The organism is Neisseria sp. P0018.S001, from assembly GCF_051957355.1.
Classification (GTDB): domain Bacteria; phylum Pseudomonadota; class Gammaproteobacteria; order Burkholderiales; family Neisseriaceae; genus Neisseria; species Neisseria subflava_A.
In genome coordinates this window covers 1-12,457 of sequence record NZ_JBQCWN010000020.1, presented here as the reverse complement: position 1 = coordinate 12,457, position 12,457 = coordinate 1, and the positions used below count along the sequence as shown (strand labels likewise).

Below are 12,457 nucleotides of genomic sequence, written 5' to 3'. Positions count from 1 at the left end.
CTGATCCAACTTCAATAGTGGGAAACGGTCGATGTGTTTGGCAATCATGGCTTGGGCGGTTTGCTGAAAGAAGGTGCTCATGGAAAATCCCCTAAATGTCTTGGTGGGAATTTAGGGGATTTTGGGGGATTTTGGGGAATTTTGCAAAGGTCTCGGCCTATAATCTATCTGCCACACTCAAATATTCATTTTAAAAGCAAATTTATATCAAATAAGTACTTTTGCTTTATAATAACAACAAATACCCAACAAACAGGGAACGAACATGAAAAAAACTCTAATGACACTGATCCTTTGCGCATTGACTCCTGCCGCCCTGGCTGCCGATACTTACGGCTACCTGGCCATGTGGCAAAACCCTACCGACAGCAATGAAGCGCTGCAAATCAAAACCACCAAAGAAAATGCCACCCAACTGGATGCGACAGCCGAACTCGAAACATTCTGTAAAGGCCAAGATGCCTTAGCCGGTATCAGCGCAGGCCAAGCAACAGGCTGTAAAACAGTTGTCCCTCTGCACAACACCTGTATCGCTGTTGCCTACCCTAAAGCCATGGGCAAATTGACTGCTCAAAACGTAGTAGCCATTACCTCCCCACGTTTCAAAACCGTGCATCAAATTGCCTTGAACCAGTGCATCAAAAAATACGGCTCACAAGGACAATGCGCTTTAGAAACAGTCTATTGCACTTCCGAAACCTACTATCAAGGTACAGTCAAAACCCTTTGGGAAAAAATCAAATCCATTTAAGGCCGTCTGAAAATAAAACCGGCTTGCCCGATATGCTCCATATCGCGGCAAGCCGGTTTTTTATTCTGGCTTTTATTTGCTGTTTTTTTCCAACAATTTGGCCACAACACCTTCAGCCTGTTTCACCAAATCAGGATTGGTTCGGAAGTGGTTTTCATCATTTAAAGAGTAGCTGACAGTAGAAACCGCATACTTCGTGCTTCGCAACACAAATACGCCTTTACGCAAGATTTCGTCATTGCCTTTGGTTTTGTAACGCAGGTTATACGGGCAAGAAGAATCATACAGTTTGCTGCGGTTGTCCGCTGTCACAATAGTGCTACCAATGCCGCGTTTTGCCAAAGCTTTAGACAAAGCACGATCCAAATCATGCGGTCTTACTTTTGCATTTTGAATGATGCAGACATGTTTGATGCTGGTCAGCTCTTCAGGTTTCAATACTCTTTGTTCCGTAGTGGAACACGCGCCCAGCAACAATACGGCTGAAGCCGCTGCTAAAATCATGGTTTTCATCTGTTTTCCTTTTTAAAATTTTCAAACAATAAATATTCAGACGGCCTTTACAAAAAGGCCGTCTGAAAAAATCAACGTACGTTTTTCATCAAACGCTGTTTCTCACGCTTCCAATCCGCTTCTTTCAGGCTTTGGCGTTTGTCATGCTGTTTCTTACCCTTGGCCAAACCGATTTCCACTTTGATTCTACCACGTGTGTAATGCAGGTTTAAGGGCACAATCGTATAACCGGCACGTTCGGTTTTACCGATTAACTTGTTGATTTCCGATTGTTTCAACAACAACTTACGCGGACGGACAGGGTCGGGTTTGACGTGTGTCGAGGCAGTGGGCAATGCGGTAATGTGGCAGCCCACTAAATAGAATGCGTCTTTTTTCCAGTAGATATAGCTTTCTTTTAATTGAACGCGTGCAGCGCGGATGGCTTTGACTTCCCATCCTTCCAATACTATACCGGCTTCGATTTGGTCTTCGATAAAGAAATCGTGAAAGGCTTTTTTATTATTGGCAATACTCATTGTGCTGATTCTTTACAAACTTTTCAGACGGCCTATTTTATCAGGCATGCTTAAAAAATAAAACGGCAAACGGTTTTGAAACGTTTATTCGCTTAAAACATGGCGGCGGTAAAAGCGGTCTATATCGGCAATGGCTTTTTCATCTTCAGGGCGCAAATCCAGTTTCAAATCGGCAAGGCGGATCAAGATTTGATCTTCACGCTCAGCAACGGCGCAGCTGACTTCGCCTTCGCTGCGAAAATGACGGATAAGCTCGTCTAGCTGGTTTAAAGCATTTTGATAAGATGAATTTTGATTCATAATTTTTAACCCGAACGCCCATAAAAAATGGCGGGAAACCCCGCCATGATTTTACGGCTTATGCCGCGCATTTGATTAAGCAGCTTGAATGTTAGCAGCTTGTTTGCCTTTAGGGCCGGTGGTTACGTCGAAAGATACGCGTTGACCTTCTTTCAGGGTTTTGAAACCATCCATGTTGATCGCTGAGAAGTGAGCGAACAAATCTTCGCCACCTTGATCAGGAGTGATAAAACCAAAACCTTTAGCGTCGTTAAACCATTTTACGATACCGGTTGCCATTAGAAACTTCCTATACTTAAAAATTAACAAAATCAGCAAAACAAGGCATACAGCAAACTAAAACGTTCAGCGTTTCTCCCACGTATTACATACGCGGTCGAGTGCCAACTTCTGCTTAACCGTCTTTTTACATTTGTTAAGACAAAACGTCAAGCTATGTTTTCAAAAAAGTGGCAAAATAGAAAAAAATTGCCGAAATACAACAGAAAACGGTTTACACTCTAAAACAGGCCGTCTGAAAACTGAAACCTAAGATTATGAACCATCCGAATACCGACCACCAATCCGATACCCTGCTCAGCGATATCAACACACAGCCGCCGAAACGTTACGGCGTATTTTTATTGAACGACGATTACACCACCATGGAATTTGTCGTCGAAATCCTGACCGAAGTCTTTATGCTTGCACAGGAACAGGCAGTGGCCGTCATGTTGCTGGTGCACCACGAAGGCAAAGGCCTGTGCGGCACCTACACGCGCGATATTGCCCAGACTAAGCAACATCAGGTCATGGAACGTGCCAAAGCTGAAGGGCATCCGCTCAAATGTATAGTCGAAGAGGTTTAAACCATGCTTTCACCCGAATTGGAACACATCCTGCAACTGCTCTACCGTGAAGCACGCAACGCGCGTTATGAGTTTATCAGCTTAGAGCACCTGCTTTTGGTGCTGATAGAAGAAGATGCAGCTGTGCCGAACGTCTTGAAACTGTGCGGTGTGGATTTGAAAGTCCTGTCCGAGCAGCTTGCCGCCAGCGTTGCTGAAAATACGCCGCAAATTCCCGATCATCTTCTGGATACGGTCGAAACCCAGCCGACATTGGGCTTCCAACGCGTCATCCAACGGGCGATGGTGCATACCCAGTCTGCCGGTAAAGCCGCAGTAGAGCCTTTGGATATTTTGGTTGCCATGATGAGCGAATCCGAAAGCCATGCCGTTTATTTCCTCAAATTGCAATCCATTACACGCTTTGAAGTCTTGCGTTGCATTGCCCATGGCTCGCCCGATGACGAGGACGGCAATGATTCAGACGGCCTGGGACGCGAGGGCGAAGAAGCGGAACAAAAAACCGGCTCCCTTTCCGACTACACAGTCAATCTCAACACTGAAGTCAAAGCCGGCCGTATCGACCCTTTGATTGGTCGCAAACACGAAATGGAAAGGCTGGTGCAAATCCTATGCCGCCGCCGCAAAAACAATCCACTTTTGGTCGGCGAAGCTGGCGTGGGCAAAACCGCGCTGGCGGAAGGGCTGGCGCATCAAATCGTCAACGGCGACATTCCCGACGCGCTTAAAGATGCCGAAGTGTACGCGCTGGATATGGGTTCGCTTTTGGCGGGCACGAAATACCGCGGCGACTTTGAAGCGCGGGTCAAATCCGTCTTGAAACAGCTCGAAAAAATCCCTCAAGCCATTTTGTTTATCGACGAAATCCACACCATCATCGGCGCGGGCAGCACCAGCGGCGGCACGATGGACGCGTCCAACCTGCTCAAACCCGCACTGGCAAAAGGTTCGCTGCGCTGTATCGGCGCGACCACTTACGACGAATACCGCACTATTTTCGACAAAGACCACGCCTTAAGCCGCCGCTTCCAAAAAATCGACGTGGTCGAACCCACCGTCGCCGAAACCGTGCAAATCCTGCGCGGCTTGAAACCGATGTTTGAAGGTTTCCACCAAGTCCGCTACACGCAAGGCGCACTCGAAGCCGCCGCCGAACTCTCCGCCCGCTACATCAACGAGCGTTTCCTGCCCGACAAAGCCATCGACGTGATGGATGAGGCAGGCGCGGCGCAACGGATTCTGCCCAAATCCAAACAGAAAAAAGTCATCGGCAAAGCGCAAATCGAAACCGTCATCGCCAAAGTCGCGCGGATTCCCGAAAAAACCGTGTCGCACGACGACAAACAAGTGCTGCAATTCCTCGGACGCGATTTGAAAAACATGGTTTACGGTCAGGAAAACGCCATCGACGCGCTGGTTGCCGCCGTCAAAATGTCGCGTTCCGGCCTCGCCCTGCCCGACAAACCCATAGGCTGCTTCCTCTTCTCCGGTCCGACCGGCGTCGGCAAAACCGAAGTCGCCAAACAACTTGCCTACTCGATGGGCGTACCGCTGCAACGTTTCGACATGTCCGAATACATGGAACCCCACGCCGTATCACGCCTGATCGGCGCGCCGCCGGGCTACGTCGGCTTTGACCAGGGCGGCCTTTTGACCGAAGCCGCCAACAAACATCCGCATTGCGTATTACTCTTAGACGAAATCGAAAAAGCCCATCCCGACATTTTCAACGTCCTCCTGCAAGTCATGGACGCAGGCAAACTGACCGACAACAACGGCAAGAGTGCCGATTTCCGCAACGTCATCCTGATTATGACTACCAACGCAGGCGCTGAAAGCCTCAGCCGACCCAGCCTCGGCTTCACCGCCAAACGCGAACGCGGCGACGAAATGCAGGCGATCAACAAACTCTTCACACCCGAGTTCCGCAACCGCTTGGACGCGATTATCCCGTTTGCACCCTTGTCCGAACCCATCATCGCCAAAATCGTGGACAAATTCCTGCTCCAGCTCGAACACCAGCTCCTCGACAAAAAAGTCGAAGCCGAATTCACTCAGGCATTGCGCAAATATCTGGCGGAAAAAGGTTTCGACCCGCAAATGGGCGCGCGCCCGATGCACCGCCTGATTCAGGAAAAAATCCGCAAACCGCTCGCCGACGAACTCCTGTTCGGCAAACTCACCGACGGCGGCTTCGTGCGGATAGACTGGGATGCAGCAAAAGAAGAAGCCGTGTTGAAGTTTAAGAAAAACAAGGTCAAACCTGAAGCAGAAACTGTTTAACCGACTGAAAAATAAAAGGCCGTCTGAAATTTCAGACGGCCTTTTTATCTCAATCAAAAATCTGATTTACAAGACGGATTTAACAGTGGCAATCACATTGTCTACGGTAAAGCCGAATTCTTTGAACAGCAAATCAGCAGGTGCAGACTCGCCGAAGCGGTTGATACCGACTACTGCGCCGTTCAGGCCGACGTATTTGTACCAGCCGTCGGCGTGTCCGGCTTCTACGGCTATGCGCGGCAAGCCTTCCGGCAGAACAGCAGCTTTATAGGCGGCGTCTTGGCGGTCGAATACATTGGTAGAAGGCATAGAAACAACGCGTACTGCGATACCTTGTTCTGCCAATATTTTTTGAGCTTCTAAAGCCAATTCAACTTCAGAACCGGTAGCAATTACAACAGCTTGCGCATTACCTTGAGCTTCACTGATGACGTAGCCACCGCGTTTGATGTCGTTCAGCTGTTGCTCATCACGCGCTTGGAATTTCAGGTTTTGACGGCTGAAAATCAAGCTGGACGGGTGGTCGGCCGCTTTAACAGCTTCAGACCATACCACTAAAGATTCAACGGTATCACATGGACGCCATACGTCCATATTTGGAATCAGGCGCAAAGTGGCAGTTTGCTCGATAGGTTGATGGGTTGGACCGTCTTCGCCCAAACCGATAGAATCGTGGGTGAACACAAATACAGGGTTGATTTTCATCAGCGAAGCCATGCGCAAGGCGTTACGCTCGTATTCACTGAACATCAGGAAAGTCGCGCCAAATGGTTTCACACCGCCATGCAGGGTAAGACCGTTCATGATTGCGCCCATGCCGAACTCGCGCACACCGTAGTGAATATAGTTGCCGCCGTGTTCGCGGGTAACGGAAACGCTGTTTGACCAGTCAGTCAGGTTGGACGGGGTCAAGTCGGCAGAACCGCCCACCAATTCAGGCAGCTCTTTTGCCAAGATTTCGATGCTGTTTTGGCTGGCTTTACGGGTGGCGATGGTTTCTGCTTTGGCGCACACTTCTTTCAATGCGGCTTGAACGTATGCATCAAAGTTGTCCGGCAGTTTTTTATCCATACGGCGCACGAATTCTGCGGCTTCGGCAGGATATTTGGCTTGATATTGAGCGAAGAGTTCGTTCCATTCGGCCTCAAGTTTCGCGCCTTTTTCTTTTGCATCCCATGCAGCATAGATTTCTTGAGGGATTTCAAACGCAGTATAAGCCCAACCCAAATGTTTGCGTGTGGCTTCGATCTCGTCCGCACCCAAAGGCGCGCCGTGGGTTTTGTGGCTGCCTTCTTTATTGGCACTGCCTTTGCCGATTAAGGTTTTGCAGCAAATCAGGGAAGGTTTGCCAGTTTCGGCTTTGGCTGCTTCAATAGCCGTCTGAATGGCAGCAGTGTCATGACCGTTTACATTTGGAATCACATGCCAGCCGTAGCTTTCAAAACGTTGCGGAATATTTTCGGTAAACCATCCGTCCACTTTACCGTCGATGGAAATATTGTTGTCATCATATAAAACAATCAGTTTGCCCAAGCCCAAAGTACCGGCAAGCGAACAGGCTTCATGCGATACGCCTTCCATCATACAACCGTCGCCCATGAAGACGTAAGTGTGGTGGTCAACGATGTTCAAGCCGTCTTTATTGAACTCGGCAGCCAAGATTTTTTCAGCCAAAGCCATGCCCACTGCGTTGGCAATACCTTGTCCCAATGGGCCGGTCGTGGTTTCCACGCCGTCGGTGTAGCCGTATTCCGGATGGCCGGGGGTTTTGCTGTGCAGTTGGCGGAAATTTTTCAGATCATCAATAGAAACGTTGTAGCCGGTCAGGTGCAACAGGCTGTAAAGAATCATGGAAGCATGACCATTGGAGAGGACAAAACGGTCGCGGTTGTAGAATTTTGGGTTGGCCGGATTATGATTGAGGAACTTCGTCCACAATACTTCCGCCATTTCCGCCATACCCATAGGCGCACCCGGGTGGCCAGAGTTGGCTTTTTGTACGGCATCGACTGAGAGGAAACGGATTGCGTTTGCCAGTTGAGACATGGTTTGACCTTCCTTGGACAAGATTGGAAATATGAAAAAAGTGTGCCGATTATCGCCTGAATCAGCCGTGCTTTCAAGAATAGCCTTTGATATTTGCATTGTCAGACGGCATGATTTCCAACAGGCCATCTGAAACGGACGGGATAGATGATATTAACTGTTATTTCGTTTTGAAACAGTATGTTGTAAATTTTTTATCGGATAAATAGGAAATCACTATAAGCATAAACCTACACTTATTCCGTAAGTCTTTGAATACTGCTCTTTTCAGACGGCCTTGTATGAGACAGGAGTACCGCAACTATTGTTAAGGCTAAACCCTGCTTTTGCTTTGCATAGAGTCAAATGTTATGATTTTATATGCACTCCAAAGGCCGTCTGAAAATATTCGCATCAAACTACTACCATGACAAAAGGCTTGTGTGCACTTCGATTAAGGAACACTGATTATGTCACCCGAAAACCAAGCTGAAAACGCCACACCCTCAACAGAAAAAACGGCAAAAGCCACTCCGCCCAAACCTTCCAAACCCAAATCCAGCGTAATTCAAATTCATCCCGAAGGCGAACGCATCCATCCGAAAAAAGCAGAAGGACGCTTTGCCAAACTACGTATCGCCGCCGTATTGGCGACCCAGTTTGTATTTTACGTAATTCCATGGTTTAACTGGAGTAACCGTCAGGCAGTTTTATTCAATATCCCTGACCGTCATTTTTTCATTTTCGGCCTGTCACTGGGCATGGGCGATTTGATTTACCTTGCCTTGCTGCTGATGATTTGTGCTTTCGGACTGTTTTGGTGGACAACCATTGCCGGTCGTTTGTGGTGCGGCTACTCTTGCCCGCAAACGGTTTACACCGAAATCATGCTTTGGATCGACAACTTGGTTGAAGGCGACCGCAACAAACGTTTAAAACTGGAAAAATCGCCTTGGAACTTTACTAAAATCCGTATTAAAGCCACCAAATACCTGCTGATTTTCCTTGTCTGTGCATGGACAGGTATCACTTTTGCAGGCTGGTTTGTCCCTATCCGCCAGTTTGTTCCCGATTTATTCACCGGAGCAGCAGGCGGTGGCGCAATGTTTGCCGCAGCGTTTTACGGATTCATGACCTTCTTTTTTGCCCACATCATGCGCGAAAAAGTGTGTCTGCATATGTGCCCGTATGCACGCTTCCAAAGTGCGATGTTTGACAAAGACACGCTGATTATTTCCTACGATACCGAACGCGGCGAACCTCGCGGTGCACGCAAAAAAACCGCCAACAAAGAAGACAGCGGCTTAGGCGACTGCATCAACTGCACCATGTGCGTACAAGTCTGCCCCGTTGGTATCGACATCCGCGACGGTCTGCAATACCAATGTATCGGTTGTGCAGCCTGTATCGATGCTTGTGACGAAATCATGGACAAAATGGGTTATCCGCGCGGCCTGATCCGTTATACCACCGAAGGTGCGATGGAGCATGAATACCCTGAAAGCGACATCAAAAAACGCCTGAAACGCCCTCGTGTTGCAGGTTATGGTGCAGTATTGTTTGTGGTTATTATTGCTTTCTTAACCGGTATTGCCACCCGCAAAATGGTCGAAGTGGATATTCTGAAAGACCGCGGCGTGATGGTGCGTGAAAACAGCCAAGGCTGGTTGGAAAATGCCTACAACCTGCGCATCATTAATAAGAGTGAACATGAACAGACTGTTACTGCAACAGTCAAAGGTTTTGATGATATCACCTTGACCGGCTTACCAGAAAACGGTATTAAAATTGCGCCACGCGAAACCGTGACTATTCCGGTTCAAGTGTCCACCCTCCCTGAGTACGCCGAAAAAGGCAGTCAGCCGATTGAATTTACCTTCACATATCGTGAAACCGATGCCGCTGATGCCGAACCGACTGTCCTGAATGAAAAAGCAACCTTTATTGGAGAATAACAACGGTGTCCCAACCCAATCCCACTAAGCCTTGGTATAAACACATTTGGCCTTGGGTGCTGATGGCAGGTCCCATCTTTGTCGTTATCGCCAGCGTGTCTATGTTCTTCGTCGCAAAAGAACATACGACAGACTTGGTTTCCGACGATTACTATAAAGACGGCAAACACATCGAAATCCAGCTTCACCGCGATGAAGAAGCCGTTAAACGGCAAATTCAGGTGCAAGTCTTAATCAGTCCGGATATGAATGCCGCCAAAGTATTCGTCAGCGGACAATTCGATACCAAACAACCATTAAACCTATTGTTGATGCACCCGACACGCAAAGCCGATGACCAAACCGTCAAGCTGCGCGCCGTAACAGCCGAGCCGCAAAACGGCCGCATGGAATACGAAGCCGTCTTTAAACCTTTACGCCCAACCAATCATTGGTACTTACGCGTTGAAGATGCTTCAGGCGTATGGCGTGTTGAAAACAAATGGATAGTCAGCCAAGGCAATGCAGTCAACCTGACACCCATGGACAAATTGTTCGACAACGGCATACAAGCCGCTTCAACAGAACAATAAATCCCGACCCAGGCCGTCTGAAACCTTTCAGACGGCCTGAAATCTTCATACCCTCTTATATTTATTCTCTTCCAAATATGATTTTTTCCGATTGGCGCAGACTGACCGAAAACGAAGTCCGTATGGCAAAACAGGTTTTTGCAGACGGTATAGACTTCAACCGCATTAAAATATATCGTGGCATCCCCCTCCTGCCCAACCCCAATACCGCCATTGCCCCCAATGGAAACATATACTTTCCGCGTAAACACTGCCCTGATGATTTCACTCAAGCCGGCATCGCCTACAAAATCTGGCTGATTCATGAACTGACGCATGTCTGGCAACACCAGCGCGGTCACAAAGTTTGGCTTTCCGGCCTATTCATCATGCTCAAAGGCGGATACAGAAAACGCAAAGCTTACGCCTACCCCATCCCCTTACCCCACATTAACCAATTAAATATCGAACAGCAGGCAGACCTTATTGCCCACTATTTCGCAGCCACTTTTCTACCCAAAAACATTTATACCCCTCAACAACCCATTTTTCAGACGGCCTTAACAGACTTTCTTCACAACCCGCATAACAAAGCCCTTTGCCCACGTTACTTGTCGGCAAAAAAACAACACTCAAAAAAGCCCAGTAAGCAAATAAGCTATAATGGACAATCCGACACATCGTCCAAAAGGTCACAAACCATGCCTTGGAACATACCTATTTTACTTACCTGGATGCGCGTCCTATTAATCCCCGTGTTTACCATCCTATTCTATTTACCGAACACATGGATTCAACCACAAACCGTCAACTGGACAGCCGCTATCATCTTTGCACTTGCAGCTATTACAGACTGGTTTGACGGCTTTTTAGCACGTCGCTGGAAACAAACCTCCGACTTTGGCGCATTCCTCGACCCCGTTGCCGACAAACTCATGGTTGCCGTTGCCCTACTCCTGCTCGTCAGCCTTGGCAGAACATACGCTATCTTCGCCATGATTATTATTGGCCGAGAAATTACCATTTCCGCCCTGCGCGAATGGATGGCACAAATGGGCAAACGCGGCAGCGTTGCAGTGGCCACTATCGGCAAATTCAAAACCACTGCCCAAATGATCGCCATCTTCCTTTTACTTATCGGCACAGACAAATATAACGACCCTTTCTATCTCATTGGTAACATATTGATGTTTATAGCATCTGTATTGACCATCTGGTCCATGTGCTACTACCTGAAAATGGCATGGAAAGAATTCAAATAAAATTTTTAAAAAAATAAAAACAAAACACTTGACGCACACGATTAAATCCATAATAATTGCGTCTTCTTCGATATACGAAGCAACAAATATCAGAGCGGGAATAGCTCAGTTGGTAGAGTGCAACCTTGCCAAGGTTGAGGTCGCGAGTTCGAGACTCGTTTCCCGCTCCATTCTGATTACTTGTTGATTGTTCTTTTTCAATATGCGGGAATAGCTCAGTTGGTAGAGCGCAACCTTGCCAAGGTTGAGGTCGCGAGTTCGAGACTCGTTTCCCGCTCCAGTTTAATTTCAGATGCACTCAAATGCGGGAATAGCTCAGTTGGTAGAGCGCAACCTTGCCAAGGTTGAGGTCGCGAGTTCGAGACTCGTTTCCCGCTCCATTAAATCATGCATCCGAATACGCGGGAATAGCTCAGTTGGTAGAGCGCAACCTTGCCAAGGTTGAGGTCGCGAGTTCGAGACTCGTTTCCCGCTCCAGTTTCATACTACAACACTCAAACGTAGTTTTGGCGAGATAGCAAAGTGGTTATGCAGCGGATTGCAAATCCGTCTACGCCGGTTCGATTCCGACTCTCGCCTCCATCCATTTCATGGCGGGGTGGCAGAGTGTTTATGCTATAAGGGGTGCAACCCTTATATAGGCCGGTTCAAATCCGCGCCCCCGCCTCCAATCTCTCAATTTATTGTCTACGCCCGGGTGGTGAAATAGGTAGACACAACGGACTTAAAATCCGTCGGCCCTAAACCGGCCGTGCCGGTTCGATTCCGGCTCCGGGCACCAATAAATATCTGAATTTATTGAAAAACCTAATATTCCAAATTTCTAATTGACAGCTTATTTGTAAGGCTGTCTTTTTTGTTTGTGCCTGATTTGTGTCTAACTTGCACCATTTGTGTCAAATGTGACAAGCTCGTGCAAAACTTGAGCATGTTGATGAAGATGTTCAGGAGCCAAATGTGCGTATCTCTGCACCATCCTTAACGTCTTCCAACCACCCATTTCTTGCAACACTCTCAATGGTACGCCAAGCTGAACTAACCAATTTGCCCAAGTGTGCCTTAAATAATCGTGCCAAATAAAGTCTTCTATTTCTGCCAGTTCTAACGTCTTCTTCCAATATCGGCTGTTAATGCCGCTAATTGGTTTATTCCGCTTATTCACAAAAACAAATTTCTTATGCTTGCCTATCTGCCGCTTTAATACTTCAACAGCAGTATCATTCAAAGCAACACCCAGTGTATTTCCAGCTTTCATTTCATCAGGATGATACCAACAGACCTTCCTGTCTAAATCAACCTGATTCCATGTCAAACCCAAACCATTTGAGACCTTTGCAAAATTCCCCAAAATCCCCTAAATTCCCACCAAGACATTTAGGGGATTTTCCATGAGCACCTTCTTTCAGCAAACCGCCCAAGCCATGATTGCCAAACACATCGACCGTTTCCCA

The 12,457-nt window shown here is 47.7% G+C and carries 12 protein-coding genes and 7 tRNA genes; 13 read left to right on the top strand and 6 right to left on the bottom strand.

Annotated features, from left to right (window positions below):
• The first annotated feature begins 265 nt into the window (after positions 1–265).
• Entirely contained in the window at positions 266–751 is a 486-nt protein-coding gene (locus ACTHTJ_RS10285) for a DUF4189 domain-containing protein (RefSeq protein WP_070583967.1), read from the top strand.
• Between the two features lie 72 nt (positions 752–823).
• Here ACTHTJ_RS10285 and ACTHTJ_RS10280 read toward each other — a convergent pair whose 3' ends face one another.
• The 4 genes from ACTHTJ_RS10280 to ACTHTJ_RS10265 all read right to left on the bottom strand — a co-directional run bounded on the left by ACTHTJ_RS10280 (position 824) and on the right by ACTHTJ_RS10265 (position 2,361).
• Positions 824–1,264, bottom strand: a complete 441-nt coding sequence (locus tag ACTHTJ_RS10280) for a hypothetical protein (RefSeq protein ID WP_070583965.1) — start codon at positions 1,262–1,264, stop codon at positions 824–826.
• A 71-nt stretch (positions 1,265–1,335) separates the two neighbouring features.
• Positions 1,336–1,782 (bottom strand): SsrA-binding protein SmpB, encoded by a 447-nt coding sequence (gene smpB, locus ACTHTJ_RS10275; RefSeq protein ID WP_003679566.1) that lies wholly within the window; start codon positions 1,780–1,782, stop codon positions 1,336–1,338.
• Between the two features lie 84 nt (positions 1,783–1,866).
• Positions 1,867–2,082 carry a hypothetical protein gene (locus tag ACTHTJ_RS10270; RefSeq protein ID WP_003679564.1) on the bottom strand — a complete coding sequence of 72 codons (216 nt, stop codon included), beginning with the start codon at positions 2,080–2,082 and terminating at the stop codon, positions 1,867–1,869.
• Between the two features lie 75 nt (positions 2,083–2,157).
• Positions 2,158–2,361 carry a cold-shock protein gene (locus ACTHTJ_RS10265; protein ID WP_070460950.1) on the bottom strand — a complete coding sequence of 68 codons (204 nt, stop codon included), beginning with the start codon at positions 2,359–2,361 and terminating at the stop codon, positions 2,158–2,160.
• 257 nt (positions 2,362–2,618) lie between these two features.
• On the opposite strand from ACTHTJ_RS10265, the gene clpS reads away from it, so the two are divergent.
• Both clpS and clpA read left to right on the top strand, forming a co-directional pair.
• On the top strand, positions 2,619–2,930 hold the full coding sequence (gene clpS, locus ACTHTJ_RS10260) for an ATP-dependent Clp protease adapter ClpS (protein ID WP_003679561.1): 312 nt from the start codon (positions 2,619–2,621) through the stop codon (positions 2,928–2,930).
• Between the two features lie 3 nt (positions 2,931–2,933).
• Positions 2,934–5,213: an ATP-dependent Clp protease ATP-binding subunit ClpA gene (clpA, locus tag ACTHTJ_RS10255; protein ID WP_070824020.1), complete on the top strand. Its 2,280-nt coding sequence runs from the start codon at positions 2,934–2,936 to the stop codon at positions 5,211–5,213.
• Positions 5,214–5,279: 66 nt separating this feature from the next.
• Here the strand turns inward: clpA and tkt are convergent, their stop codons facing one another.
• Positions 5,280–7,259, bottom strand: a complete 1,980-nt coding sequence (gene tkt / locus ACTHTJ_RS10250; RefSeq protein WP_070815040.1) for a transketolase — start codon at positions 7,257–7,259, stop codon at positions 5,280–5,282.
• 449 nt (positions 7,260–7,708) lie between these two features.
• On the opposite strand from tkt, the gene ccoG reads away from it, so the two are divergent.
• The 10 genes from ccoG (at position 7,709) to ACTHTJ_RS10200 (ending at position 11,787) form a co-directional block, all read left to right on the top strand.
• Positions 7,709–9,193 carry a cytochrome c oxidase accessory protein CcoG gene (ccoG, locus tag ACTHTJ_RS10245; protein ID WP_070583960.1) on the top strand — a complete coding sequence of 495 codons (1,485 nt, stop codon included), beginning with the start codon at positions 7,709–7,711 and terminating at the stop codon, positions 9,191–9,193.
• A gap of 5 nt (positions 9,194–9,198) precedes the next feature.
• On the top strand, positions 9,199–9,765 hold the full coding sequence (locus ACTHTJ_RS10240; protein ID WP_083297184.1) for a FixH family protein: 567 nt from the start codon (positions 9,199–9,201) through the stop codon (positions 9,763–9,765).
• Between the two features lie 680 nt (positions 9,766–10,445).
• Positions 10,446–11,006: a CDP-diacylglycerol--glycerol-3-phosphate 3-phosphatidyltransferase gene (gene pgsA / locus ACTHTJ_RS10235; RefSeq protein WP_003679552.1), complete on the top strand. Its 561-nt coding sequence runs from the start codon at positions 10,446–10,448 to the stop codon at positions 11,004–11,006.
• A gap of 94 nt (positions 11,007–11,100) precedes the next feature.
• Positions 11,101–11,176: transfer RNA gene (locus tag ACTHTJ_RS10230), tRNA-Gly, on the top strand.
• Positions 11,177–11,210: 34 nt separating this feature from the next.
• Positions 11,211–11,286, top strand: a tRNA-Gly gene (locus ACTHTJ_RS10225).
• 24 nt (positions 11,287–11,310) lie between these two features.
• A tRNA-Gly gene (locus tag ACTHTJ_RS10220) sits at positions 11,311–11,386 on the top strand.
• A 21-nt stretch (positions 11,387–11,407) separates the two neighbouring features.
• Positions 11,408–11,483 (top strand) — tRNA-Gly (locus ACTHTJ_RS10215).
• A gap of 31 nt (positions 11,484–11,514) precedes the next feature.
• Positions 11,515–11,588, top strand: a tRNA-Cys gene (locus ACTHTJ_RS10210).
• A 10-nt stretch (positions 11,589–11,598) separates the two neighbouring features.
• A tRNA-Cys gene (locus ACTHTJ_RS10205) sits at positions 11,599–11,676 on the top strand.
• Between the two features lie 21 nt (positions 11,677–11,697).
• Positions 11,698–11,787 (top strand) — tRNA-Leu (locus ACTHTJ_RS10200).
• Positions 11,788–11,883: 96 nt separating this feature from the next.
• Here ACTHTJ_RS10200 and ACTHTJ_RS10195 read toward each other — a convergent pair.
• A complete protein-coding gene (locus tag ACTHTJ_RS10195) occupies positions 11,884–12,324 on the bottom strand; it encodes a tyrosine-type recombinase/integrase (RefSeq protein WP_283120568.1) in 441 nt (146 codons plus the stop codon).
• Between the last annotated feature and the right edge of the window lie 133 nt (positions 12,325–12,457).

What these genes read in the sequence shown, in the direction of transcription:
- ACTHTJ_RS10285 (WP_070583967.1), top strand. Translation starts at nt 266, where the DNA reads ATGAAAAAAACTCTAATGACACTGATCCTTTGCGCATTGACTCCTGCC.
- ACTHTJ_RS10280 (WP_070583965.1), bottom strand. Translation starts at nt 1,264, where the DNA reads ATGAAAACCATGATTTTAGCAGCGGCTTCAGCCGTATTGTTGCTGGGC.
- smpB (WP_003679566.1), bottom strand. Translation starts at nt 1,782, where the DNA reads ATGAGTATTGCCAATAATAAAAAAGCCTTTCACGATTTCTTTATCGAA.
- ACTHTJ_RS10270 (WP_003679564.1), bottom strand. Translation starts at nt 2,082, where the DNA reads ATGAATCAAAATTCATCTTATCAAAATGCTTTAAACCAGCTAGACGAG.
- ACTHTJ_RS10265 (WP_070460950.1), bottom strand. Translation starts at nt 2,361, where the DNA reads ATGGCAACCGGTATCGTAAAATGGTTTAACGACGCTAAAGGTTTTGGT.
- clpS (WP_003679561.1), top strand. Translation starts at nt 2,619, where the DNA reads ATGAACCATCCGAATACCGACCACCAATCCGATACCCTGCTCAGCGAT.
- clpA (WP_070824020.1), top strand. Translation starts at nt 2,934, where the DNA reads ATGCTTTCACCCGAATTGGAACACATCCTGCAACTGCTCTACCGTGAA.
- tkt (WP_070815040.1), bottom strand. Translation starts at nt 7,259, where the DNA reads ATGTCTCAACTGGCAAACGCAATCCGTTTCCTCTCAGTCGATGCCGTA.
- ccoG (WP_070583960.1), top strand. Translation starts at nt 7,709, where the DNA reads ATGTCACCCGAAAACCAAGCTGAAAACGCCACACCCTCAACAGAAAAA.
- pgsA (WP_003679552.1), top strand. Translation starts at nt 10,446, where the DNA reads ATGCCTTGGAACATACCTATTTTACTTACCTGGATGCGCGTCCTATTA.